Origin of the sequence: Streptomyces sp. NBC_00727 (assembly GCF_045161745.1) — a bacterium.
Lineage (GTDB): Bacteria > Actinomycetota > Actinomycetes > Streptomycetales > Streptomycetaceae > Streptomyces.
Genome location: NZ_CP108981.1, coordinates 5,322,955 through 5,347,635, shown reverse-complemented (window position 1 = coordinate 5,347,635; position 24,681 = coordinate 5,322,955). Strand labels below are relative to the sequence as shown.

General features: G+C 73.6%; 20 protein-coding genes and 3 pseudogenes. 14 read left to right on the top strand and 9 right to left on the bottom strand.

What is annotated here, in order from left to right; all coding sequences use genetic code 11:
* Positions 1 to 80 precede the first annotated feature (80 nt).
* The 3 genes from OG242_RS24365 to OG242_RS24355 form a co-directional block, all read right to left on the bottom strand.
* Positions 81 to 1,526, bottom strand: a complete 1,446-nt coding sequence (locus OG242_RS24365; RefSeq protein WP_405900173.1) for an aldehyde dehydrogenase family protein — start codon at positions 1,524 to 1,526, stop codon at positions 81 to 83.
* A 143-nt stretch (positions 1,527 to 1,669) separates the two neighbouring features.
* Positions 1,670 to 3,238 (bottom strand): PucR family transcriptional regulator, encoded by a 1,569-nt coding sequence (locus tag OG242_RS24360; RefSeq protein WP_405900172.1) that lies wholly within the window; start codon positions 3,236 to 3,238, stop codon positions 1,670 to 1,672.
* A gap of 131 nt (positions 3,239 to 3,369) precedes the next feature.
* A complete protein-coding gene (locus OG242_RS24355; protein WP_405900171.1) occupies positions 3,370 to 5,805 on the bottom strand; it encodes an ATP/GTP-binding protein in 2,436 nt (811 codons plus the stop codon).
* A 248-nt stretch (positions 5,806 to 6,053) separates the two neighbouring features.
* Here OG242_RS24355 and gabT point away from each other — a divergent pair, with 248 nt between their 5' ends.
* Both gabT and OG242_RS24345 read left to right on the top strand, forming a co-directional pair.
* The gene (gene gabT, locus OG242_RS24350) at positions 6,054 to 7,394 is read left to right on the top strand and encodes a 4-aminobutyrate--2-oxoglutarate transaminase (protein WP_405900170.1); all 1,341 of its coding nucleotides are present in this window, start codon (positions 6,054 to 6,056) and stop codon (positions 7,392 to 7,394) included.
* A gap of 102 nt (positions 7,395 to 7,496) precedes the next feature.
* Positions 7,497 to 8,315: a phosphatase PAP2 family protein gene (locus OG242_RS24345; RefSeq protein WP_405900169.1), complete on the top strand. Its 819-nt coding sequence runs from the start codon at positions 7,497 to 7,499 to the stop codon at positions 8,313 to 8,315.
* Here the strand turns inward: OG242_RS24345 and OG242_RS24340 are convergent.
* On the bottom strand, positions 8,269 to 10,098 hold the full coding sequence (locus OG242_RS24340) for a chitinase (protein WP_405900168.1): 1,830 nt from the start codon (positions 10,096 to 10,098) through the stop codon (positions 8,269 to 8,271). The two genes, OG242_RS24345 and OG242_RS24340, sit on opposite strands and share 47 nt — an antisense overlap.
* Positions 10,099 to 10,198: 100 nt before the next feature.
* Entirely contained in the window at positions 10,199 to 10,657 is a 459-nt protein-coding gene (locus OG242_RS24335; protein WP_405900167.1) for a hypothetical protein, read from the bottom strand.
* A 167-nt stretch (positions 10,658 to 10,824) separates the two neighbouring features.
* Between OG242_RS24335 and OG242_RS24330 the strand changes: the two genes are divergently transcribed.
* A complete protein-coding gene (locus tag OG242_RS24330) occupies positions 10,825 to 11,400 on the top strand; it encodes an NADAR family protein (protein ID WP_405901715.1) in 576 nt (191 codons plus the stop codon).
* A gap of 64 nt (positions 11,401 to 11,464) precedes the next feature.
* Here OG242_RS24330 and OG242_RS24325 read toward each other — a convergent pair whose 3' ends face one another.
* Positions 11,465 to 12,274 carry a DUF4190 domain-containing protein gene (locus tag OG242_RS24325; protein ID WP_405901714.1) on the bottom strand — a complete coding sequence of 270 codons (810 nt, stop codon included), beginning with the start codon at positions 12,272 to 12,274 and terminating at the stop codon, positions 11,465 to 11,467.
* A 500-nt stretch (positions 12,275 to 12,774) separates the two neighbouring features.
* On the opposite strand from OG242_RS24325, the gene OG242_RS24320 reads away from it, so the two are divergent.
* The 5 genes and pseudogenes from OG242_RS24320 to OG242_RS24300 all read left to right on the top strand — a co-directional run.
* Complete coding sequence (locus tag OG242_RS24320; protein WP_405900166.1) at positions 12,775 to 13,914, top strand: adenosine deaminase; 1,140 nt, start codon at positions 12,775 to 12,777, stop codon at positions 13,912 to 13,914.
* Between the two features lie 24 nt (positions 13,915 to 13,938).
* Complete coding sequence (locus OG242_RS24315) at positions 13,939 to 14,649, top strand: glycerophosphodiester phosphodiesterase (RefSeq protein WP_405900165.1); 711 nt, start codon at positions 13,939 to 13,941, stop codon at positions 14,647 to 14,649.
* Positions 14,646 to 14,813, top strand: a complete 168-nt coding sequence (locus OG242_RS24310; protein WP_405900164.1) for a hypothetical protein — start codon at positions 14,646 to 14,648, stop codon at positions 14,811 to 14,813. The genes OG242_RS24315 and OG242_RS24310 overlap by 4 nt, the downstream gene beginning before the upstream one ends.
* A gap of 179 nt (positions 14,814 to 14,992) precedes the next feature.
* Positions 14,993 to 15,274: pseudogene (locus tag OG242_RS24305) on the top strand (response regulator transcription factor); the annotation flags it as partial.
* A 188-nt stretch (positions 15,275 to 15,462) separates the two neighbouring features.
* Positions 15,463 to 16,089, top strand: a pseudogene (locus tag OG242_RS24300) (serine hydrolase domain-containing protein); the annotation flags it as partial.
* Position 16,090: 1 nt separating this feature from the next.
* Here the strand turns inward: OG242_RS24300 and OG242_RS24295 are convergent.
* Together OG242_RS24295 and OG242_RS24290 are read right to left on the bottom strand one after the other, a co-directional pair.
* On the bottom strand, positions 16,091 to 16,621 hold the full coding sequence (locus OG242_RS24295; protein ID WP_405900163.1) for a hypothetical protein: 531 nt from the start codon (positions 16,619 to 16,621) through the stop codon (positions 16,091 to 16,093).
* Positions 16,622 to 16,736: 115 nt separating this feature from the next.
* Positions 16,737 to 18,176 (bottom strand): gamma-aminobutyraldehyde dehydrogenase, encoded by a 1,440-nt coding sequence (locus tag OG242_RS24290; protein ID WP_405900162.1) that lies wholly within the window; start codon positions 18,174 to 18,176, stop codon positions 16,737 to 16,739.
* A gap of 337 nt (positions 18,177 to 18,513) precedes the next feature.
* On the opposite strand from OG242_RS24290, the pseudogene OG242_RS24285 reads away from it, so the two are divergent.
* The 6 genes and pseudogenes from OG242_RS24285 to OG242_RS24260 form a co-directional block, all read left to right on the top strand.
* Positions 18,514 to 19,167 (top strand): annotated as a pseudogene (locus tag OG242_RS24285) (ABC transporter ATP-binding protein); the annotation flags it as partial.
* Between the two features lie 26 nt (positions 19,168 to 19,193).
* Entirely contained in the window at positions 19,194 to 20,330 is a 1,137-nt protein-coding gene (locus OG242_RS24280) for a hypothetical protein (RefSeq protein WP_405900161.1), read from the top strand.
* A 94-nt stretch (positions 20,331 to 20,424) separates the two neighbouring features.
* The gene (locus OG242_RS24275) at positions 20,425 to 21,555 is read left to right on the top strand and encodes a Rossmann fold nucleotide-binding protein (RefSeq protein ID WP_405900160.1); all 1,131 of its coding nucleotides are present in this window, start codon (positions 20,425 to 20,427) and stop codon (positions 21,553 to 21,555) included.
* Between the two features lie 49 nt (positions 21,556 to 21,604).
* Positions 21,605 to 22,009 (top strand): hypothetical protein, encoded by a 405-nt coding sequence (locus OG242_RS24270; RefSeq protein ID WP_405900159.1) that lies wholly within the window; start codon positions 21,605 to 21,607, stop codon positions 22,007 to 22,009.
* A 71-nt stretch (positions 22,010 to 22,080) separates the two neighbouring features.
* Entirely contained in the window at positions 22,081 to 22,815 is a 735-nt protein-coding gene (locus OG242_RS24265; protein WP_405900158.1) for a MerR family transcriptional regulator, read from the top strand.
* The gene (locus OG242_RS24260) at positions 22,812 to 23,639 is read left to right on the top strand and encodes a hypothetical protein (RefSeq protein ID WP_405900157.1); all 828 of its coding nucleotides are present in this window, start codon (positions 22,812 to 22,814) and stop codon (positions 23,637 to 23,639) included. Before OG242_RS24265 ends, OG242_RS24260 begins: the two co-directional genes overlap by 4 nt.
* A gap of 15 nt (positions 23,640 to 23,654) precedes the next feature.
* Here OG242_RS24260 and OG242_RS24255 read toward each other — a convergent pair whose 3' ends face one another.
* Complete coding sequence (locus OG242_RS24255) at positions 23,655 to 24,680, bottom strand: ABC transporter ATP-binding protein (RefSeq protein ID WP_405900156.1); 1,026 nt, start codon at positions 24,678 to 24,680, stop codon at positions 23,655 to 23,657.
* Between the last annotated feature and the right edge of the window lies 1 nt (position 24,681).

The window sequence follows — 24,681 nt, the reverse complement described above, 5'->3', positions numbered from 1 at the left end:
GGCGGCCCGACCAGCCTCGGGGCGCCGATCGGGTCGGCCGCCACTCCACTGCCCGCCGCCGGGTGCGGCATGCGCCGGCTTCAGAGAGCGAGGCCCGTGAGGACGAGGACGCGCTCGTAGGTGTAGTCGTCCATCGCGTAGCGGACACCCTCGCGGCCCACGCCGGACTGCTTGGCGCCGCCGTACGGCATCTGGTCGGCGCGGTACGAGGGGACGTCGCCGATGATCACGCCGCCGACCTCAAGCGCGCGGTGGGCGCGGAAGGCGGCCTGGATGTCACGGGTGAACACGCCTGCCTGGAGCCCGTACTGCGAGGCGTTGACGGCCGCGAACGCCTCGGCCTCGCCGTTCACCTTCTGCACGGACAGGACCGGCCCGAAGACCTCCTCGGTGGCGAGGGTGACGCCGTCGGGCAGCCCGGCGATGACGGTCGGCGCGTACGTCGACCCGTCGCGCTTGCCGCCGGCGAGCAGCTGGGCACCTGCGGCGACGGCCTCGTCGACCCAGGACTCGACGCGCCGGGCGGCGGCCTCGTCGACGAGCGGGCCGACGTCCGTGGTGGGGTCGGACGGGTCGCCGGTGACCTGGGCCTCCACGGCGGCGACGATCCTCGGCAGCAGCCGGTCGTACACGGCGGCGTCGGCGATGACGCGCTGCACGGAGATGCAGGACTGGCCGCCCTGGTAGTTGGAGAAGGTCGCGATGCGGGTCGCGGCCCAGTCCAGGTCCTCGTCGGAGGCGTAGTCGCCGAGGACGACGGCGGCGCCGTTGCCGCCGAGCTCCAGCGTGCAGTGCTTACGGGGCACCGAGTCCATGATCGCGTAGCCGACGGGGGCGGACCCGGTGAAGGAGATCACGGGCAGCCGCTCATCCTGGACCAGGGCGGGCATCCGGTCGTTGGGGACGGTGAGGACCGACCAGGAACCGGCCGGGAGGTCCGTCTCGGCCAGCAGCTCGCCCAGGACCAGCGAGGAGAGCGGGGTGGCCGGGGCCGGCTTCAGGATGATCGGGACGCCGACGGCGATGGCCGGGGCGACCTTGTGGGCGCTGAGGTTCAGCGGGAAGTTGAAGGGCGCGATGCCGAGGACGGTGCCGCGCGGGAAGCGCCGGGTGAGGCCGAGGCGGCCGGTGCCGCCGGCGTCGGTGTCCAGGCGCTGGGCCTCACCGCTGTTGAACCGGCGGGCCTCCTCGGAGGCGAAGCGGAAGACGGACACGGCCCGCCCGACCTCGCCGCGCGCCCACTTGATGGGCTTGCCGTTCTCGGCGGAGATCAGCTGGGCGATCTCCTCGGTGCGCTCGGCCAGCCGGCGGGCCACGTGGTCGAGCGCGGCGGCGCGTACGTGGGCCGGGGTCGCGGCGAACTCCTCGCGCACGGCGTGCGCGGCGGCGACGGCCTCCTCCACCTGGGCCCCGGTCGGGACGGAGACCGTCCCGACGAGGCGCCCGTCCCAGGAGTTGGTGACGTCGAAGCTTTCCTCGCCGGTGGCCTGGCGGCCGGCCAGCCAGAAGGCGTGGGTGGAGGTCATGGAGTTCCGGCCCTTCGATGGCGTGGGGTGTGTCGGCCCCCACGGTAGGGCCGCCGGGGCCGCCTGGCGTTTGTCCTGGGTGGAGCAGAACGGGACCGGGGCGCGCCTTATTGGCCAGGGCCTGACCCGCGAAGATCAGCCGGTCAGGCCGCAGGCGGCGTGGTGACCTTCAGGGCGAGCCAGAGCTCCATCCGGACGTCCGGGTCGTCCAGCGAGCGCCCGAGGATCTCCTCCACCCGCCGCATCCGGTACCGCAGGGTGTGCCGGTGGACCCCCAGGTCGGCGGCGGCCGCGTCCCACTGGCCGTGGTGCGAGAGCCAGGCGCGTACGGAGGCGACCAGATCGCCCCGGCCCTTGGCGTCGTGCTCGTACAGCGCGCGGAGCATCCCGTCCGCGAAGGCCCGCACCGCGTCGTCGGCGAGCAGCGGCAGCACGGACCCGGTGGCCAGCTCCGCGTGCTCGACCAGGGCCCGGCCCCGGCGGCGGGCCACCGAGAGGGCCTGTTCGGCCTGCTTGTACGCGGCGGACACGGCGACCGGGCCCGCCGGGGCGGACATGCCCACCACGACATCGGTCTCCCGGGCGGCGGCCGGCTCGCGCGGGGTGAGCTCGTCCTGCGCCTCGGCGTACGCCTGGCAGGCGGCCACCGCCGCACCGCCGTCGGCGGCCAGCACCAGGAGGCGTCCGCCCTCGGGGACCATCAGCAGGGTCTCGCCGGACCGGTCGGCGGCGGTGTCGAGGGCATCGGCCAGGAGCGCCGTGGCCGAGGGGGCCTGGCCCTCGGCGATGAGCAGCCGGAACGGGGCGTCGAGCAGTCCGCCGTAGAGGTCCCCGGCGACGGCGCGGGCATGGTCGGACTGGCCGGCGAGCAGCATCCGCAGCACCGCCGCGCCGAGGCGCTGCTCGGCGCCCTGGAGGGCGCGGGAGCGGGCGGTGGTGAGGGTGAGCAGGGCGACGGCCGAGTGCACGGCGTACCGCTCGGCGGTGCCGAGGGCCGCCCCGGTGCCGACGGCGAGGGCGCCGCGGACCCGGCGGCCGGTGCCCAGGGACTGGAGCTCGACGCGGTCGTCGGTGTCGCCGACGACCATGCTCGCCGGGGCGGGGCGGGTGCGCAGCCGCTCCACCTCGGGGGTGAGCCGGGCGGCACGGCGGGCCGCCCAGTCGGGGGCGGCGGCGACGACGGCCCCGGCGGCGTCGTAGAGGGCGGCCCAGCCGTTGACGTGGGCGGCGAGGCGGGCGAGGAGGGCGGCGGGGCCGTCCACGGCGAGCGCCGCGCTCGTGAGTTCCCGCTGCGCCTCGAAGCCCGCGGTGACCGCGCGGTACTGGTCGGCCGCGATCTGCGAGGAGACCGCCTTGGCGATGGCGATGAAGGGGGTGCGGCGGGGCACTTCGAGCAGCGGCAGCCCGGCTTCCTCGGCGGCGCCGATCAGGGGCCGGGGCACCTCGTCGTAGGTGACTCCGACGGCGAAGCCGAGCCCGGCGACCCCGGCGTCGGCGAGCCGGCGCACGTAACGCCCCATCGCCTCCGGGTTCTCCGCGTCCAGGTTGGTCGCGGTGACCAGCAGCAGTTCGCCGCCCTCCATATAGGGGACGGGGTCGGTCAGCTCGCTGGCGTGGGCCCAGCGCACCGGTGTGCCGAGGCGGTCCGCCCCCGCGCGCACCGTGAGTTTGAGCGCCGAGTGCTGGACGAGCGAGGCGAGCGTGGGCGGCATGGGGGTGAGGGCCTTTGGCAGGGGGTGATTTCGCCGTCCCGTATGAACGGCTCACTTCGATTCTGCCAGGGTGGCAGAGTCCCTGTCACCGCTGCCACTCGTGTCCCGCGCGCCCCTGCCGCCCCTTGCCCTCAGCCGGCCAGCCGCACGAGCAGCGGGGGCGTGTGCTCGCCGTCCACGCTGGTCAGGGAGAGCACCGCGTGGCCGTGCGGCAGTTCGTAGGCGAGCCCGGACGCGGACCACCGCTCCCGTTCGACCTGGCGTACGGTCACCGCGTCCGTGGTGACGGCCTTGCCGGTGGCCATCTTGCGCAGGGAGTGCAGGGCGCGGGTGAGCGGCTGGTCGGCGAAGACGCCGTGCTGCGCGACCTCGCGGACCTCCACCCACTCCTTCCCCCACGCCTCCGCGAAGCGCTTGCCGTCCCAGGTGGTGAGGCCGGGGAAGACCATGGTGCAGCCGAACGCCCCGAGCAGCGTGGTGTGCAGCCCCTCCGGCACGTCGTCCAGGGTGCGCAGGGCGAGGACCGCCCCCGCGTTGACGGACCGGAGGCGGCGGATGCCCCGGACGGTGTCGGCGGTGACGGCGTGGGTGGCGTCGTCCAGGACGAGGCAGACGAACAGCGAGCGGTCGGTGCGGGCGGCGGTGACGGCGTTGAACTGGGCGAGCACCAGGCGGGCCAGGATGCGGGACGCCTCGGCGTGGCCCCGCTCCGGCAGGTCGACGCGGACCCGCAGCGGGTGCCGGCCCAGGGAGCGCAGCGAGAACGGCCGGGCGTCCTCGCCGGTGGCGAAGAACCCCGCGAAGGCGGGCCGGTCGAGCGTGGCGATCCGGTCGGCGAGGACGCCGGCCGGGTCGGCGCCACCGCCCGCCTGGCGGGCCCGGGCCTCCAGCTCGCGCAGCATCGCCTGGTGTCCCCCGGCCTCCAGGGCCTCACGCAGGGCGCCGAGCGCGGTGGCGGAGCCTTCGAGGAGTTCCCGCAGTTCGGGTACGGAGGGGAAGCGGCCGTGGACCGTGCGGAACGGGCCGAGCAGCTGGCCGAGTACGGTCGCGGCGCGCCGGGTCTCCAGGGTGGGGATGTCCCCGGCCAGCCCCTCGGCGAGGGCCGCCGCGGCCTCGTCCGGGTCGGTGGTGCCGCCGTACAGGTCGAAGTCGTGCAGGGACGCGGGGTCGCCGATGCGGATGACGACGTCGTAGGCGTCGTCCGGGCCGAGCCCGCCGCCCGCCCCGCCGACGGCGAGCACCGCGGCCTGGCCGGTGAGCGCCCGCAGCGCGAGGGCTTCCACGACGGGCCCGACGACCCGCTCGGTCTTGCCGGAGCCCGGCGGGCCGACGGCCAGCAGGGAGGTGCCGAGCGACGCGGGGTCCAGCGCCAGTCCGGAGCCCCGGCGCGGGTAGGGGTTGCGCGGGTCGTCGGCGCACTCCCCGATGCGGACCTGACCGGTGAGCGGGTCGTGGGTGGCGGTGCGCCGGGGCACGTCCCGGAGGCCGGAGGGGTGCAGGAAGGCGTCGGCGCCCTTGCGGAGCACGGTCTCGGTGAAGGAGGCCGGGCGGCCTCGCGCCCCGGTCCAGGCGTGGCCCACCCGTACGCAGTCCACGTCGTTCATCCGGCCCGCGTACACGGCGGCGGTCAGCGCCTCGGCTGCGTCGGCGGAGCCGGCGGCCCGCAGCTCGGGCCACTGGGCCCGCAGGGGGCCGTCCGCCGGGGCGGGGGCGGTGGCCGTGCCTTCCGTGCCCTGGGGGCGGGTGGGCGCGCGTCCGGCCCTCAGGTCGCGGAGGGCGTCTCCCCAGTGCGCGGCCCGGGCGATGGGCCACACGACGAGGGCGGTGGTCAGCGCGTAGCAGGTGTAGGCGGCCACCGTGGCCTTCAGCCGGTCGCCGCTGAGCAGCCACCCCTGCGCCGACCCCATGAGCACGAGCAGCAGCGGCACCTTCGGGGTCCAGGCCAGCCACAGCAACACCAGCGCGGCGGCCACCGACAGCGTCAGCCTGACGCGTTCGAACCGCTCGCGGGCGAAGTACCGCAGGACGTGGGCCCAGCCGCCCAGCCGGGCGGCGTAGAAGCCCAGAATGAGCACCAGGACCTCGTAGTACAGGGTGGTCGAGTCGACCACCAGGCCCGGCGCGTCGTCCCGCAGACCGCCCAGGACCCACCACTTGGGCCCGGTGATGATCTCGATCGGCTTGAACACGTAGGGGATGGTGCGCGCCGAGAGCAGCAGCCACAGCAGCAGCCAGAGGATCAGCGTCGCGGCCGGGCCGACCAGTGAGGGGCGCGGCGGGCGCTCGGCGGGCCGGGGCGTGAATCCGTACCGCCAGACGCCGGGTCCGGCCTCGGGCCGGGGGGCGTTGAACCAGTCGGCGGTGGGCGCGGCGGTGCCCGGGGCCGGGGTGTGCGCGAGGGGTGCCGGCCCGGCGGGAGGCCGGGCGGGCGGCGGGACCGTGGGCGGGTAGGCGGGCGGGGCGGCGGGGGGCGGACCCGCCGGACGCGGTACGGAGCCTCCGGCCCGCGCGCCCGGCGGCTGCGCGCCCCGCGTGTCCCACGCGCCGTGCGTACCGTCGTTGTCCATGAACCGTTGCCCCCTTGACCAGCCAGGTCCGTCACTGCACCGGTCAATCTAGTGCGCGCACACGGTGAGTTCAGCAACGCGCCCGGATAGTGACCGCCGGGAAGGCGCCTCGTACCGCCTCGGCACCTTCTGTCCGTCGCGGACAACGACACGCACGCGACCACTACCGATCGGAGCATGCCCCGCCCCGGGCCCCGCGCCTAGCCTGCACAACGAAGAAGCGTCCGAAACACCCCCAGGAGCCCCGCATGACCGAAATCCCGCAGGAGCGCCGACTCGTCACCGCCATCCCCGGTCCGAAGTCGGTGGAGCTGCAAGACCGCCGGCTCGCGGCGGTCGCCGCCGGTGTGGGCTCCACGCTGCCCGTGTTCACCGCGCGGGCGGGCGGCGGGATCATCGAGGACGTGGACGGCAACCGTCTGATCGACTTCGGTTCCGGTATCGCCGTGACGTCGGTCGGCGCCTCCGCCGAGGCCGTCGTGCGCCGGGCCTCCGCGCAGCTCGCGGACTTCACCCACACCTGCTTCATGGTCACGCCGTACGAGGGGTATGTGGAGGTCTGCGAGCGGCTCGCGGAGCTGACCCCGGGCGACCACGCGAAGAAGTCCGCGCTGTTCAACTCGGGCGCCGAGGCCGTCGAGAACGCGGTGAAGATCGCCCGTGCGTACACCAAGCGCACCGCGGTCGTCGTCTTCGACCACGGCTACCACGGCCGGACGAACCTCACGATGGCGCTGACCGCGAAGAACATGCCGTACAAGCAGGGCTTCGGCCCGTTCGCGCCGGAGGTGTACCGGGTGCCGGTGGCGTACGGCTACCGCTGGCCGACCGGTGCCGAGAACGCGGGCGCGGAGGCGTCCGCCCAGGCCATCGACCAGATCAGCAAGCAGATCGGCGCGGAGAACGTCGCCGCGATCATCATCGAGCCGGTGCTCGGCGAGGGCGGCTTCATCGAGCCGGCCAAGGGCTTCCTGCCGGCGATCGAGCGGTTCGCGAAGGACAACGGCATCGTCTTCGTGGCGGACGAGATCCAGTCGGGCTTCTGCCGGACGGGCCAGTGGTTCGCCTGTGAGGACGAGGGCATCGTTCCGGACCTGATCACCACGGCGAAGGGCATCGCGGGCGGCCTGCCGCTGTCCGCCGTGACCGGCCGCGCCGAGATCATGGACGCGGCACACTCGGGCGGCCTCGGCGGTACGTACGGCGGCAACCCGGTCGCCTGCGCGGGCGCCCTCGGGGCCATCGAGACGATGCGCGAGCTGGACCTGAACAAGAAGGCGAAGCGCATCGAGGAGGTCATGAAGGGCCGGCTCGAAGGGATGCGCGCGAAGCTGCCGAACGGCGGGCTGATCGGTGACATCCGGGGCCGCGGCGCGATGATCGCGATCGAGCTGGTGAAGCCGGGCACGAAGGACCCGCACCCGGAGGCGGCCACGCGGCTCGCGAAGGCCTGCCACGCCGAGGGCGTCCTCGTCCTGACCTGCGGCACGTACGGCAACGTGCTGCGCTTCCTGCCGCCGCTGGTGATCGGCGAGGACCTGCTGAACGAGGGCCTGGACGTCCTGGAAGGCGCCTTCGCCGGGATCTGAAACCGGGATTACGTGTGCGCCTGTGAAGAAAAGGTGGGGGGCCGATGGCGGGATACCGTACCCGCTATCGGTCCCCCTTCGCCTGACGTACGGTTTCCGCAGATGAGAGAAACACCCCGCCCGCAGGGGACTGCGGGTGACTCCGGGTCGGCGCTTCCCCAGCACCGTCCCGGCCGTGCCTTCGCGCACACCACTGGAGCATCACGCTTCGGAACTCCTCACCGATCGGATGGCCGCTCGTCCCACACCCCCCGGGACGCGCGGCAAACCGGTCCACTCGTCCGCTCCGGAACAACCCCCCCAGTTCCGGGGCGGACGGCTTTTTTCCTCTCCCTGGTCTCGGGCCTGTCGGCCCTCTTCGCGCTGACCACCTGGCAGATCGCCGCCGACGGCCCGCTGCGCGGCCTCGACGAGCGCGCCGGACGGGCCCTCGTCGGCCACGGCCCGCGACGCCTCACCGAATTCCTCGCCGACCTCGGCAACATGCAGGTGGCCCTCCCGGTGCTGGTCTGCGCGATCGGCTGGTCGCTGCTGCGCGGACGGCGGCGGGCGCCGCTGGGCGCGGCCCTCGCGATGGCTGCGGTGCCGCTGCTGGTCGTACCGCTGAAGGACTGGATCGCCCGGCCCGGACCGCTGACGGAGGCCACCGGCTACTACCCGTCGGGCCATGCGGCGACGGCGGCGGTGGCGTACGGGGCTTCGGTGCTGCTGCTCGCCGGGCGCGGGCGGCGCTCATGGATGATGCCCGTCGCCGCCGTCCTGCTGACGGCGGCGACGGGCATCGGTCTGGTGCTCCGCGGCTATCACTGGCCGCTGGATGTGCTGGGCAGCTGGTTCCTGTGCGGACTGCTGCTCCTGCTGTTGTACGGGGTGCTCAGCCGAAGTAGGCGTCGAAGTTCTTCGAGAACTCCCAGTTGTTGAAGCGGTCCCAGTTGACGGACCAGGTCATCAGGCCGCGCAGGCCCGACCAGGTGCCGTGGGTGGCGTAGGAGCCGCAGTCGGTCTTCTTGGTGAGGCAGTTCAGCGCCTTGGTGACCTCGGCGGGCGAGGTGTGCCCGTTGCCCGCCTGGGTGGAGGCCGGGAGGCCGATCGCGACCTGGTCGGGGCGCAGCCCGGGGAAGACCTTCGTCTGGTCACCGGCGACGGGGAAGCCGGCCATCAGCATGTCGGTCATCGCGATGTGGAAGTCGGCGCCGCCCATGGAGTGGTACTGGTTGTCCAGACCCATGATGGAGCCCGAGTTGTAGTCCTGGACGTGCAGCAGGGTGAGGTCGTCGCGCAGCGCGTGGATCACCGGCAGGTAGGCCCCGGCGCGCGGGTCCTGACCGCCCCACGGCCCCGAACCGTAGTACTGGTAGCCGAGCTGCACGAAGAAGGTCTCGGGGGCCATGGTGAGGACGAAGTCCTCGCCGTACTTGACCTTGAGGGTCTTCACCGCGGAGATCAGGTTGACGATCACCGGCGTGGTGGGGTTCCGGAAGTCGGTGTCACCGGTGTTCAGCGAGAGCGAGTGGCCCTCGAAGTCGATGTCCAGACCGTCGAGGCCGTACTCGTCGATGATCTTGCTGACCGAGGAGACGAACATGTCGCGGGCCGCGGTGGTGGCGAGCTGCACCTGGCCGTTCTGGCCGCCGATGGAGATCAGCACCTTCTTGCCGGCGGCCTGCTTGGCCTTGATGGCCGCCTTGAACTCGGCCTCCGACTCGACGTTCGGGCACTCGGCGACCGGGCAGAGCTTGAAGCGGATGTCGCCCGAGGTGACGGAGGTCGGCTCGCCGAAGGCCAGGTCGATGACGTCCCAGGAGTCGGGCACGTCCGCCATGCGCGTGTAGCCGGAGCCGTTGGCGAAGCTGGAGTGCAGATAGCCGACGAGCGCGTGGGCCGGGAGCTGGGTGCCGGTGCCGCCGTCGCCCCCGCCGCCCTCGGAGGTGGTCGCGGAGACGGCCGCGGACTTCGCGGACTCTCCGGCCTCGTTGACGGCGCTGACCTGGAAGCTGTACGCGGTGGAGGCGCTGAGGCCGGTCACGGTCGCCGAGGTCCCGGTGACGCTCTGGACCTTGGTGCCGCCCCGGTAGACGTTGTAGCCGGTGGCCCCGGAGGAGCCCGCCCAGGACAGGGCGACCGAGGAGGCGGTGACCGTACCGGACTTGAGGCCCGTGGGGGTGGAGGGGAGCACGACCGGGTCGCCGCCGGGGCCGATGAGGCTGACGTCGTCGGCGTAGTAGGCCGGGGTGCCGTACCAGCCGTGCGTGTAGATCTTGACCGAGGTGGTGGAGGCCCCGGTCGTGAACGTGGTCGTGAGCTTCTGCCAGCCGGGCGCGGACTGCGTCCAGGTGGAGACATCGGTCGTCCCGGTGCCCTCGGCGCCCAGATAGACGTAACTGCCCTGCACCCAGGCGCTCAGGGTGTACGTGGAGCCGGGCTTCACCTTCACGGACTGCGAACACTTGGCGTTGTCGCTGCCGGCCGGCGTCGCCTTCAGCGCCGATGTCCCGCCGTGTACGGGGGTGCTGACGGCCGCTCCGCTGCCGCCGGAGCAGTTCCAGCCGGTCAGCCCGGCCTCGAAGGTGCCGTTGCTCGCCACGTCGGCGTCGGCCGCGGCGGCGGTGGGCGCCGTGGCGGCGAGGCCACCGGCGGCGAGGAGGGCGGCCGAGAAGGCGGCCACAAGTCCGGTCATGCGGGCGGGGGGTCTTGTGCGTTCCACAACGGCCTCCGTACAGGGGGGAATTGGTGCGGCGCGGGGAATTGATGCGGCGCGCACAACATGGTCCAGACCAATCGGGTTGTCAAGACCTCTGGCAGCGTCAGACCTCTTCACCGCCCGTCGGGCCGGCCGCCGCCTCGTGCATCGCGAGCTCCAGGAGCGTGGAGTCGGTGAGGGTTCCGGAGCCGTCGGGCGGGACGAGCCAGCGCACCTTTCCGGCCGGGCGCCCCGGGTGCGGTACGACGATCCAGGTGCCGCGCCCGGCGCCCCTGACGCCCGTCCCGACCCAGCGGGCGACGGTGCCCGGCGGCACGAAGAAACCCATCCTGGCCTCGCCGAAGTCCGCGAGGACCGGCCCCGGCCGGTCGATGAGCCGGGTGAGCACGTCGAGCGTCGGATAGCCCAGCTCCCCCGGCAGGATCAGCACGTCCCAGCGCCGGCCGGCGGGCAGGAGCGCGATCCCCCGCGGATCGCGTTCCCAGTCCCACCGGCAGGCGGCCGGGTCGGGCGCCGCCGACGCCAGCCACTCGACCGCTGCCCTGACCTCCGAGCCCGTCATGGCCCGCCTCCGTAGTCCGTGTCGCGCCGGCCGGGCGGCGGGCGCGTTCAGGAGGGAGAGCGGGCCGGGGCCGGTCCATGACGCGGGTTCGGCTACCCATTGGTAGTGATCCGGGTCACGTGGACCTGTTGTCAGTGACGGGTGACAGACTCCACGGCATGGAACACATGGGGGATGTCCGCAGTGCCGAGGAGCTCGTCGAGCTGACGGGTCGCGGCGAGAGGGTGAAATACCTGCACTTCTGGGGGCACCGCCCGCGCCCGGACGGCAGCATCGGTGCGAGCTGTCTCAGTCAGTGGTGGCCCTCGCCGTTCACGGTCGACGGCGTGACGTACGCGTCGGCCGAGCACTGGATGATGGCCGGCAAGGCGCGGCTGTTCGGCGACGCGGATGCAGCCGGGCAGGCGGTGGCGGCGAAGAGCCCGGCGGAGGCGAAGAAGGTGGGCCGGCTGGTCCGCGACTTCGACGACGCCGTCTGGAAGCGCGAGCGGTTCGCCCTGGTGGTGGCGGGCAGCGTCCACAAGTTCGGCCAGGACCCGGAGCTGGGCGCCTTCCTGCTCGGCACCGGGGACCGGGTGCTGGTGGAGGCGAGCCCGATGGACCGGGTCTGGGGCATCGGGCTCTCGGCGGACGACCCGCGCGCGCAGGACCCGGCGGCCTGGCGGGGCCTGAATCTGCTGGGGTTCGCGCTGATGGCGGCCCGGGACGAGCTTCGGAACGGGACCGGCGGCGCCGGCATATGAACCGGCTCGCGGGGGCGGGCGGGGCCGGTGCCCCTCGCGCACCCGCGAGCCGGTTCGGTGGGGCTCAGGTCCGCGCGGAGAGGTGACCGAGCGGGGCCTGCTCGCGCGCCTCGACGACCTGGGAGACGGACGTCCGCCCGCGGTCGGAATCGCTGTCGTCGTCGGCGTAGTCGCTGGTGATCGCCCAGATGAGGAAGCCGAGGAAGGCGGCGCTGACGACGATCCCGATCGATCCGAGGATGATGCCGGCCAGCGCCACGCCGCCGTTGTCGGCCTCGCCCCGCTGGGCCCGGCCGCGGCCGATGATGCCGAAGACCAGTGCGAGGACACCGAGGATGACGCCGAGGCCGTACAGGCAGAAGCCGACCGTCGCGATGAGGCCGAGCACCAGCGCGGCGATGCCCATGCCGTTCGCGGGCTGCGGTCCGCCCCAGGTGGTTCCGTAGCCGGGATAGCCCGGGTAACCGAACTGCGGTGCCTGCGCGGCCGGGTAGCCGTACGAGGCCCCGGGTGGGAACTGGCCGCCCGGGTATCCACCCGGTTCCACCGGCGGGGCGGCCTGCCCGGGGCCGTTCGGCCCGACAGGCGGCGGCGGCACGGTCCCGGGAGCGGACCACCCGGCGCCCGCGGCCTGCGGCCCGGCGAAGCCGGCGGGACCGTTCTGCGGTGCCGCGAAGGGGTTGGACGGGCCGGGGCCCGTGCCGGCGCCCGGCATGGAGGTGACCGTCAGCTGATCGTGCACGCCCGAGGCGCGGGAGCCACCGGAGGATGCGCCGCCGGGCGCGTGGGGCCCGCCGGGTATGGGACCGTCGCCCGGCGCGTGGAGGTCGCCGGGTATGGGACCGTCGCCCGGCGCGTGGAGGTCGCCGGGTATGGGACCGTCGCCCGGCGCGTGGAGGTCGCCGGGCATGTGACCGTCGCCCGGCGCGTGGGGGCCGCCGGGCATGTGACCGTCGCCCGGCGCGTGGAGGTCGCCGGGTATGGGACCGTCGCCCGGCGCGTGGGGGCCGCCGGGCATGTGACCGTCGCCGGGTATGCCGTCCGTCGGCCGGCGGGCGTCGCCGGGCCGGGCGTCGGCCGGGACGGCGTCCTCCGGTGGGCGCGGGGCGCCGGGCGCGTCGTGCTTGTCGAGCGGGACCGGGCCGCCCGGCGAGTGGGCGTCGCCGGGCGGGGCGGCACCCTTGTCCAACGGCACCCGACCGCCCGACGGGCGACCGTCGCCGGGCGGGGCGTCGGCCGGCCCGGCGGTGCCCGGCGGCGTGCCGCCGCTCCGTGTCCCGTCGTGGCGCCGCTCCGGCGGTGCCCAGGGGTCGATCGGTGCGGCCCCGTCCGCCGGCTTGTCCGTGTTGTCTGGCATGGGCCTCCCCCATCGTGATGCGGTCATGCTACGGGCGGGGCCGTCCTACGATGACTCCCGTCCCCCGCCCTGGTCGCGCCGGTGACCGGGACCCGTACCACTCCCTGCCCACGGAGGCCCCGATGACCGATCTGCACCCCTTCATCGCGGGGCTGCCCAAGGCCGAGCTCCATGTCCACCACGTCGGTTCGGCCTCCCCCCGAATCGTCGCCGAGCTGGCCGCGCACCACCCCGACTCCAAGGTCCCCACCGCCCCCGAGGCGCTGGCCGACTACTTCACGTTCACCGACTTCGCCCACTTCATCGACGTCTACCTCTCGGTCGTCGACCTGATCCGCACCCCGGAGGACGTCCGGCTGCTGACCTTCGAGGTCGCCCGGGACATGGCCCGGCAGAACATCCGGTACGCGGAGCTGACGGTCACCCCGTTCTCCTCCACCCGGCGCGGCATTCCCGAGCAGGGCTTCATGGAGGCCATCGAGGACGCCCGCAAGGCGGCCGAGCGGGAGCTCGGCGTCGTTCTGCGCTGGTGCTTCGACATCCCGGGCGAGGCCGGTCTGGAGGCCGCCGAGGAGACCACCCGGCTCGCCGTGGACCTGCGGCCCGAGGGGCTCGTCTCGTTCGGCCTCGGCGGCCCGGAGATCGGTGTGGACCGCCCGCAGTTCAAGCCCTACTTCGACCGCGCGATCGCCGAGGGCCTGCACTCGGTCCCGCACGCCGGGGAGACCACGGGCCCGCAGACCGTCTGGGACGCGCTGACCGAGCTGCGCGCCGAGCGCATCGGCCACGGCACCAGCTCGGTCGCCGACCCCAAGCTGCTCGACCACCTCGCCGAGCGGCGCATCGCCCTGGAGGTCTGCCCCACATCCAACATCGCGACCCGGGCGGTGAAGGACATCGAGCAGCACCCGGTCCGCGAAATGGTCCAGGCCGGGGTGCTGGTCACGATCAACAGCGACGACCCGCCCATGTTCGGCACCGACCTCAACAACGAGTACGCGGTGGCCGCCCGCATCCTCGGTCTGGACGAACACGGTCTGGCCGCGCTCGCGAAGAACGCCGTCGATGCGTCCTTCCTGGACCCGGCCGGAAAGCGCACGCTGGCCGCCGAGATCGACACGTACACGGCCAACTGGCTGCGGAGCACCGGGCGGTGATCCCCGGGCGGTGACAATGGCCCCATGCCCACGCCCACGCCTGTCACCGCCGTCGCGCATCGCGGCGATCCGTACCGTGCCCGCGAGAACACCCTCGCCTCGATCCGCTCCGCCCTCGAACGCGGGGCGGACGTGGTGGAGACCGACGTCCGGGTCACCCGGGACGGGGTGCCGGTCCTGCTGCACGACGCCACGCTGGACCGGCTGTGGGGCCATGACCTGCGGCTGGATCGGCTCAGCCACCAGGAGTTGACCGAGCTGACGGCGGGCGGGGTGCCGACGCTGCGCGAGGCGCTGCTCGCCGTCGGCGCGCACCGCGTGATGATCGATCTGCCGGGCTCCACGCCGGAGTCGGTGAAACGCACGGTGGGCGTGGTGCGGGAGTGCGGGGCAGGCGAGCGCGTGTACTACTGCGCGGGGCCCGAGGCGATGCTCCGGGTGCGGGCGGCCGACCCGTCGGCCGAGATCGCGATGACCTGGACGACGCTCGCGCCCCCGCGCGCGGCGCTCCTCGACGCGGTCCGGCCGCGCTGGCTGAACTACCGGTTCGGGCTGGTCAGCCCGGAGCTGACGGACCGGAACCACCGCGACGGGCTGCTGGTCTCGGCGTGGACCGCCGACACCGGCCGGACGATGCGCCGCCTGCTCGCGTACGGCGTGGACTCCGTCACCACCAACCGGATCGACGTGCTCCGCAAGCTGATCGACCGGCGCGGAGCCGGGCGGAGACCGTGACAGACCCCCGCGCGCTCTGGCGCCGGGTGCGGGAGGCCGGCGGTCCGAGCCCCCGGGTGACCGACATCGGCGTGGTCCTGGTGGTACAGGCGGCGGTGTCGGTGCCCTGGGTGCTGCCCCGCGATCCCGCCTGGAGCCCGCTTCCCTGCCCGCGTATCTGCTGACCACCCTGACCGTGCTGCCGCTGCTGTGGCGGCGCCGGGCTCCCGTGCGGGCACTGCTGGCTGTGCTGGTGACGCAGAGCCTGTACGGAGTGGCCGTCGACGGCCCGGGGCAGACCCTGCCGTACACGGGCCTGCTCGCCCTCTACAGCGTCGCCGCGTACGCCCCGGCGCCGTCGCGGCAGCGGCTCGGCGTGCTGACCGCCCGGGAGCGCGAGACGCTGCTGCACCTGGCACGCGGGCTGTCCAACGCGGAGATCGCCGCGGCCATGGTCGTCAGCGACCACACGGTGAAGACCCATGTGGGCAACGTGCTGTCCAAACTGGGCCTGCGCGACCGCATCCAGGCCGTCATCTGCGCCTACGAGACCGGGCTCGTCGCTCCCTCGCCGGAGGGAGCACCGCCGTCCCCCTCCCCCGTGCAGGGGAGAAGGGGACCCGCCGGGAACCCCCCGCTCCGGTGATCCGCCAAGGGCCTCCCGGTCAGCAGGATGAGACCGACAACGGCGCGGCCGAAGCGACCGCGCCGCCCCGGATCTCGCTGCCTGGAGGCATCACGATGAACGCCCGCATCCGCCGTACCGTCCTCGCCGCCGCCCTGGTCGCCGGAATCGCGGCAGGCACCGCGGGCCCGGCCCTCGCGACGGGCACCCCGGCGGGGACGCGCCAGCACTACCTCAACATCAACTCCACGGTGGCCGGGCTGCTGATCGAGAAGATCACCGGGCACACCTACGAGGCGGAGGTGTCCCGGCGCATCCTGGCCCCGCTGGGTCTGCGCGACACATCGTTCCCCGGCGCCGATCCCCGTATCCACGGCCCGCACAACCACGGGTACCAGCGCATGAAGCGGGAAGACGGCACCACCGTGCTGCGGGACGTCAGCGTGTGGAGCGCGACCGACGGCTGGGCGGCGGGGGACGTCATCTCCACCACCGCCGACCTGGAGCGCTTCCTGACCGCGCTGTTCCGGGGCCGGGTGGTGCGCGGGCCGCTGCTGGAGGAGATGTTCACGCTGCCGGACCCCTCGGTGCGCGACTTCGTGACCGGCAAGGCCCCCGCGTTCAGCGCCGGGCTGTCCACCTGGAAGCTGGGCGGCCGCCAGGTCTGGGGCAAGACCGGCGGCCGCTGGGGCTACAACTCGGGAATCGGCGCCACGCGCGATCTCTCCCGCACGCTCGTCTACAGCATCAACTCCACGGACGCGAAGGCGGAGGGGGAGAACGCGCTGGTCATGGGCGTGGTCTCCACGGTCTTCGGAGCGCCGTCGGCCGACTGAGTCAGGCCGCCACCGGCTCCGGCTCCGGTGCCCGCTCCAGGCTCTCCAGGCGCTTGATCTTGCGGTGCACGATCAGCAGCGGGATCACCCCGAAGACGCCGAACGACATGTCGATGATCGACCACCAGAACGGGATGTCGCGGATCGGGCCGCAGATCAGCGCGAGCGGGATGATCCCGGCGCAGGCGATCATGCCGAACTCGATCACCCAGATGTTGCGGACCGGGTCGCGGTAGGGCCCGTAGAAGGCGACCGCGATGACCAGGTGGGCGAAGGCCAGCCAGTCGGTGCCGTACAGCACGAAGGGGTACCGGGCGTCGGCCTCGTCCAGGCCGGTGCGGACGCGGGTGATCCACTCCAGCAGAGCCGGGAAGTGTTCGGGGACGGGAGAGGCCGAGGACGTCAGCAGATCCTCGGTCCACCGCAGTTCGTGGACGAGCGGGAAGGCGGTCAGCCCGCTCAGAACCAGACAGACGATGAAGACGACCAACCACACGCGTATACGCCTTCGCAGGGCGTTTCGCTCGCTCATGTCCGCAGCGTACGCCCGCATTTACCGGCTCTTCATGCCGCCCCCGGTACAGCGCCGGTAGCCCCGTGCCCCGTGCGAACCGGCCGGTTCTCACGGGGCACGGGGGTGTGGTCGCTCAGCCCTCGATGGACGTCATCACGTGCTTGATGCGCGTGTAGTCCTCGAAGCCGTAGGCCGAGAGGTCCTTGCCGTAGCCGGACTTCTTGAAACCGCCGTGCGGCATCTCGGCGACCAGCGGGATGTGGGTGTTGATCCAGACGCAGCCGAAGTCCAGGTTCTTGGACATCCGCATGGCACGCGCGTGGTCCTTGGTCCACACCGAGGAGGCCAGGGCGTACTCGACGCCGTTCGCCCACTCGACGGCCTGCGCCTCGTCGCGGAACGACTGGACGGTGATGACCGGGCCGAAGACCTCGTGCTGGATGATCTCGTCGTCCTGCTTGAGGCCGGAGACGACGGTCGGGGCGTAGAAGTAGCCCTTGTCGCCGACCCGGTGGCCGCCCGCCTCGACCCGGGCGTGGGCGGGGAGGCGCTCGATGAAGCCGCTGACCTGGGCCAGCTGGTTGGCGTTGTTGAGCGGGCCGTAGAGCACGTCCTCGTCGTCCGGAAGGCCGGTCTTCGTGTCGGCGGCGGCCTTGGCGAGGGCGGTGACGAACTCGTCGTGGATGGACTCGTGGACCAGCACGCGCGTGGCGGCCGTGCAGTCCTGACCGGCGTTGAAGTAGCCCGCGACCGAGATGTCCTCGACGGCCTTGGCCAGGTCGGTGTCCTCGAAGACGACGACGGGCGCCTTGCCGCCGAGCTCCAGGTGGACCCGCTTGACGTCCTTGGCGGCCGACTCGGCGACCTGCACGCCGGCCCGCACCGAGCCGGTGATGGAGGCCATCGCCGGGGTCCGGTGCTCGACCATGGCGCGGCCGGTGTCGCGGTCGCCGCAGATGACGTTGAAGACACCCTTGGGCAGGATCTGCCCGATGATCTCGGCGATCAGCACAGTCGAGGCGGGCGTGGTGTCGGACGGCTTGATGACGACGGTGTTGCCCGCGGCGAGCGCCGGGGCGAACTTCCAGACGGCCATCATCATCGGGTAGTTCCACGGCGCGACCTGCGCGCAGACGCCGACCGGCTCGCGGCGCACGATGGAGGTCAGCCCCTCCATGTACTCGCCGGCCGAGCGCCCCTCAAGGAGCCGCGCGGCGCCCGCGAAGAAGCGGATCTGGTCCACCATCGGCGGAATCTCTTCGGTGCGGGTCAGTCCGATCGGCTTGCCGGTGTTCTCGGACTCGGCGGCGATCAGGTCCTCGGCCCGCTCCTCGAACGCGTCCGCGATCTTGAGCAGAGCGCGCTGGCGCTCGGCCGGTGTGGTGTCGCGCCAGGCGGGGAACGCCGCCGCGGCGGCGGCCATCGCGGCGTCGACGTCGGCGGGGCCGGAGAGCGGCGAGGTCGCGTAGACCTCCTCGGTCACCGGGTTGACCACGTCGATCGTCCGCCCGTCGGCGGCGTCCCGGAACTCCCCGTTGATGTAGTTGCGCAGACGGCGTACCTCGGCGGTCACGGCCACCCCTCCTCGTGTATGTCCAATGGGTGAGACGACCAGCGTAGTCGGGCGTCGGTGTGCTGTGCCGGGCAAGGCATCTCCCAGGTCCCCGAGCGGCCCGGATGCGGCCGATCGAGTGGGAAGAGGCGGACCCGGGCCGCGTGCTGTCCGCTCACCGCGATCCGAATCCTTACGGTGCCGAGTGACCGATCGGCCCCCTCTTCGTTCCCCCGTACGGGGACGGGATATCTGATCTGAACCGAGGTGTACGCCAGTGGCCCCGCCGGACAACGATGTGATCTGGGCGCGTTCCCTGCAGCATTCCCACAACGGCTCACCCGCGCTCGGCGGGGTCTCCCTGGGCATCCGCGACGGCGAGATCCTCGCGGTGACCGGTCCGCGCGGCAGCGGCAAGACGACGCTGCTGCACTGCCTCTCCGGTCAGCTGGTGCCCGAGCAGGGCGAGGTCTGGTTCAACAGCGTGCCCGTGCACACCATGGGGCCGAGGCTGCGCGAGCGGCTGCGCCGCGACAAGTTCGGCTGGATCGCCCCCGAACCGCAGCTCGTCCCGGAGCTGAACACCTGGGAGAACACCGCCCTGCCGCTCCTGCTGCGCGGCGCCTCGCACCGGGAGGCCAGGAAGACCGCCATGGAGTGGCTGGAGCGCCTGGACATCGGCACGTGCGCCAAGAAGCGCCCGCACACCCTCCAGCAGAGCCAGCGGCAGCGGATCGCCGTGGCCCGCGCGCTGGCCGCCGGGCCCTCGGTGATCTTCGCCGACGAGCCGACCGCGACGCTGCACCGCACGGACCGCACGCACGTCCTGCGGACCCTGACCAGCGCCGCCCGCTCGCACGGGATCACGGTGGTACTCGCGACGCACGACGCCGAGATCGCCGCGCTCGCCGACCGCGTGGTGCCGCTGCTCGACGGGCGCCGGGTCTCCACCGTCGGCCTGCCCGCCGAAGCCGATCCGGAGGGGCGCGCGGCGTGCTCGCTCTCCGTCTAGCCCGCGGTTCCCATCCACTGGTCCTGATGCGGCGGCTGCTGGTCGCGGCCGCCTCCGCCGGGGTCGGCTTCCTTCTCCTGTGCACCCTCGGCTACACCGCCGCGCACCCGCACTCGGCGGGGGCGGTGCTGCGGCTGCTGTGGTGCTTCGTCCCGCTGGCGGCAACCGTGCAGTTCGCGGTCGCGGTGGCCCGCACGGACCCGAGCACCCGGCCACGTACCGGGCTGTCCGCCGTGGGCCTCGGCCCGGTGAAGCTCAGCGTGCTCGCCGCGGTCTCGACCGCCGTCTCGTGCACCCTCGGCTCCGCGGTGGCCTTGCTGTTCTTCCTCCATCTGCGCGGCGACCTGTCGGGGCTGCCGTTCGACGGTGCCGCCGCCGACCTGCTCGGTGCGGACGCGTCGCTGCCCATCGCCGCCGTGCTGGTCCTGCTGGCCCTGGTGCCGGTGGCGGCCGCGACGGGCAGTGCGCTGGCGCTGCGCGGCCGCCCGGCGGGGGCGGCGCGCGACACGGACGACGGCGGCGACCTGGTGCCCACCGAGGAGATCTCCGCACCCGCCGCGCCGCCGGGCGGGCTGCCCTGGGGGGTGGCCCTGACCGCCGCCGGTCTCGCCGTCGAGGCGTACGCGAGCCGGGGCACGCCCGGCAGCCCCTTCCCGCTCCCGGGCAAGCTGGACTCCACACCGGCCTGGGTGCTCGTCGGCTGGACGCTCACGGCGATCGGCCTGGCCACGGCGGGCCCCGGCCTGACCTATCTGTGCGGCAAGCTGCTCCAGACGGCCCGGCCCGGGGCCGTACGCCTGCTGGCCGGCCGGGTCCTGATGGACGAGGCGCGCCGGATCGGCCGCCCGCTCGGCATCGTCTGCGCGGTGCTGTCGGCGGTCATCGCCGCCTTCGCGCTGTACGGGACGGGGCCCCGGCCGTTCGGCCCGCTGACCGCGCTGGGGGCGGTGCTCGTCGTCGGCTGCACCACGGCGACGCTGCTGACCTCGGCCCTGGAGGCCCGCCAGGCCCGTGCCGAGACGGCCAGGGCGCTGCTGCGGCTCGGGGCCCCGGCCTCGGCGCTGCGCTGGGCGACCGCCTTGCGCGCGGTGGCGCTGCTGGTCCTCTTCGCCCCGCTCACCTGGGCGATCGCCGAACTGGCCGCGCTGCCGCTGACCCCCTGAGCGCGGCTCGTCGCGCGAAACCGGCCGGGCCTCCTGCCCGGCCGGTTTCGCGCGTTTCCGGGTGCCCGCCCGGATCGGATGAGCGTTTCGTAGCATGAGCCGCGTGGAGAGCCCGGACGAGCACAAGAGCGCCCATGGCGACGAGATCGAGTCGCTGGCCGAGTTCGACGCGGCGGTGGCCGCCGGTTCGCTGGCCGGGCGCCGTGTGCAGTCGGTGGACCTGACGGAGCGGAGCGCGGCGCTGCTGGCCACGGACACCGCCGGAGCCGTGTTCCTCGGCTGCCCGATGGAGCCGGGTCCCGAGGAGAAGGTCCGGGCCGGCGGGGCGTTCGTCTTCCCGCCCGTCCCCGGCCTGCCCTTCGATCCGTACCGGGGCCTGCTCTACTCCCCCGACGCGCTCTACGACGGGCTCGCGCGGGAGGGTTACGCGGCCACGCCGGACGCCCTGGCCTTCGACTGGTTCCGGCGGACCCGGTCGGACGGCGACGCGTTCGCCTCGATGCTCCGGGCGCTCCACGACGACGCGATCTCGGACGCGCTGGCGGAGGTGCTCGCCGGGGCACGGGTGGCCGGTGTGATGGGCGGCCACGCGCTGCCCCGGGGCAGCGCGGGTTACGCGGAGGCGGCCCGGCTCGGCAGGACCCTGGCCCGCAGCGGCCTCACCGTGGCGACCGGGGGCGGCCCGGGCGCGATGGAGGCGGCCAACCTGGGGGCGTACGCGGCGCCGCACCCCGACGCGATGCTGGACGAGGCGTGCGCGATGCTGGGCGCGGTGCCGTCCTTCACACCCTCGGTCACCGACTGGGCGCGGGCGGCCTTCGCGGTCCGGGAGCGCTGGCCGGGCGGCGGCCCGTCCGTGTCGATCCCCACCTGGTTCTACGGCCACGAGCCGCCGAACCCGTTCGCCGGGCACATCGCGAAGTACTTCACCAACGCGCTGCGCGAGGACGGGCTGCTGGCCCGGTCGAACGCGGGCGTGATCTTCCTCCCGGGCGCGGCCGGGACGGTCCAGGAGATCTTCGACAGCACCACCCCGAACTACTACGAGTCACGCGGCGAGCCCGTCCCGATGGTGCTGGTGGGCCACGACCACTGGACGCGCGAGCTTCCCGCCTGGCCCCTCCTGCAAACCCTGGCGGCCGGCCGGAGGATGGAGTCCCGCATCGCCCTGGTCGACACGGTGGAGGAGGCGCCCGACGCCCTTGCCCGGCTCTCGGGGGCGTAAGGGCGATATCCGGTGGGGCCGGCAGGGGCCCTCTGCCATTCTGCTCGCCATGTCCGCACGCAATCGAAGACTTCCCCGGCACCGTGCCTGGCCGCTGACCACCACCGACGTCAGCGAGTGTCTCGGCCCCTGCATGACCCGGGTCACGGGCCTGGCATTCCTCACCGGGCATGACAGCGGGACCCTCGTCCTGGGAGTGGAGTGGGTCGCTCCGAACCCCCGCAACTACGGCCGCGGCGTCCACCCGGACATGGTCGGCTTCCGCATCGACGTCCACCCGGTCGACGCCACCGAACGGGCTGCCACCCGCGCTGTTCTACGCGCGCAGGCCCTCCCCCGACTCCGTGCATGGATCACACGGGCAACCACTGCCGATGAGACCTGGCGGATGGCCGACCACCAGTACTACTGGCGGATGACCGACGGCCGGTGCACGGGGGAACCCGGCCGATAGCGGTGCGGACGCGCCCGGCGATCCGTCGCGGCGCTTGACCTTGACGCAGCGGCAGGGTTTCTACTGGCCGCATGCGAATCGGAGAGATCGCCGAGCTCGTGGGGCTGACCACCCGGGCGATCCGGCACTACCACCATGTCGGTCTGCTCCCGGAACCTGAGCGGCGCCCCAACGGCTACCGGGCGTACAGCGTCCGCGACGCCGTCCTGCTCGCCCGGGTGCGGCGGCTCACCGAGCTCGGTCTCGGTCTCGATGAGGTGCGTGACGTCCTCGCCGATGACGCCGGGCGCGAGCTGGCCGAGGTGCTGGAGGAACTCGACGCGGACCTGGCCCGCCAGGAGGCAGCCATCCGGGAGCGCCGCCGCCGGCTCGGCGTCCTGCTCGCCGAGCCGCCCGGCGCCACCGGGCCCGTCTCGCCCGCCCTCGCCGCACTGTTGGCACAGGCCCCCAGGACGGATTCGCCGAGCGCGGCCAAGGATCGCGAGTACCTCACGCTGATGGATGCCCCCGGCACCGGTGCCCAGGAGATTTTCGCGCTGTTCGAAACGCTGGTCGCCGATCCCGCGGTCGTCGGACTGTACGAGCGCCTGGACGCGCTCGCCGAGGCCCCGGCCGACGATCCGAGGATCGCCCCGCTGGCGGCCGATCTGATGGCAGTCGTCCCCGAGGAACTGTTCGCCGCGATCCCCGAGGACGGGGTCGTCGTGACCGGGCTCAAGGAAGCGATGCTCGCCGAGTACGCCCCCGCGCAGGCGGAGGTCGTGAGCAGGCTCATGGAGGCGTTCATCGCGAGGGGCCGGGGATGAGTGGCGTGCGGGTGGCACGGGTCGCCTCAGCCGCCGTGCTGTCCGGGGAACTGGCCCTGGCGGTCTGCCTGGTGGCCGGGGTCCGGCCGCCCGGTTGGGCACTGGCGGGCGCCGAGGCGCTGGTGCTCACGGTCCTGCTGCTGGAGGCCCGGGTGCTGCGCTCGCTGTACGTCGCGGCGCGCGCCGGCGGCGCGGACCCCCGGGCGGCGCGGCGGGCCGCCGTGGAGCAGGCGGTGCCGGTGGCGGTCCGCCGTCTGGTCCTCCACGAGCTGCGCGCCGTCGCCTCACTGGCGCGGTGGGTCCGGCGCCGCGCGCACGGTGTGCGCCCCGGGGACCTCGCCGCCGCGTACACCGGGCCGCAGACCGCGATGCTGTACGGGCTGCTCTTCGTGATGGCCGTCGAGACGGTGGGCCTGGCCCTCCTCATCCCGTGGCCGGTGGTCCACCGGGTGTTCCTGGTCCTCGACCTGTACGGGCTCGTCCTGGTCCTGGCCCTGCACGCCGCCTGCGTCACCCGGCCGCACGTCGTACGCCCCGACGGCTCTCTGCGGATCCGCTACGGAGCACTCTTCGACCTCGTCGTGCCCCAGGACGCGGTCGCCTCGGTCCGGGTCGACCGGCGATACCCGGAAGGCCGCCTGGTCACCCTCTCCGACGACGGGGTCCTCGACCTGATCGTGGGCAGCCAGACCTCGGTGACCCTGGAGCTGAACCGGCCGCTGCCCTTCACCCGCCCGCTCGGCGCTCCGGAAGGGGCCCACACCATCCGCTTCCACGCCGACGACCCCCGCGCCCTGGTCGACGCACTCCGCCGGCCCGTCTGACGGCGCGCGGCCCGGTCAGAACAGCGCGGGCAGCACCACGCACTCCGACGCGTCGAAGGTGACGCCCACCCGCTCGCCCTCCTCCGGCGTCCCGCGCAGCGGGCACTCGGCGTCCAGCACCGGGCCGCGCTCGGGGTGGAGGGTCACGGCGACATGGCTGCCCCGGAAGGTGCGCGCCCCCACGACGCAGCGCAGCCCCTTCTCCGGCCCGCCGATCCGGACCCCGGCCGGCCGCACCAGCAGATCGCACGCCCCCTGCGGCGACCCGGCCGGCACCGGCACCTCGCCCCAGTCCGTGTCCGCCGCCTCCCCCTCGACGGTCGCCTCGACCACGTTGTCGAAGCCCAGGAACCGGGCCACGAAGGCGGAGGCGGGGCGCTGCCACACCTCCAGCGGGGTGCCCACCTGGGCGACGCGGCCCTCGCGCATCACGACGACCCGGTCGGCCAGCGCGAACGCCTCGCCCTGGTCGTGGGTGACGGCGAGCACGGTGGTGCCGAGCCGGCCGAAGAGGGCGCGCAGTTCGACGACGAGCCGTTCGCGCAGGCTGCGGTCCAGCTGGCCCAGGGGCTCGTCGAGCATCAGGAGCCTGGGGCTGGGGGCGAGGGCCCGGGCGAGGGCGACGCGCTGCTGCTCGCCGCCGGAGAGCGCGGCGACGGCACGGCGTTCGGCGCCGGGGAGGCCCACGAGGTCGAGGAGTTCGGCGACCCGGCGGTCCTGTTCGCCCCGGCCGGCACCGTGCATCCGCAGGCCGAAGGCGACGTTGGCGCCGACGTCCCGGTGCGGGAAGAGCTGGTGGTCCTGGAACATCAGGCCGAGGCCGCGCCGGTGGACCGGGATGCCGTCCTGGTCGGTGCCGTCGAGCAGGACCCGGCCGCCGTCCGGCTCCTGCAGCCCGGCGACCAGGCGCAGCAGGGTGGACTTGCCGCTGCCGCTCGGCCCGAGCACGCAGACGATCTCGTGGTCGGCGACCTCCAGGTCCACCCCGTCGAGCGCGGCCCGGTCGCCGAAGTGGACGGTTGCCGATTCGAGCGTCAGCATC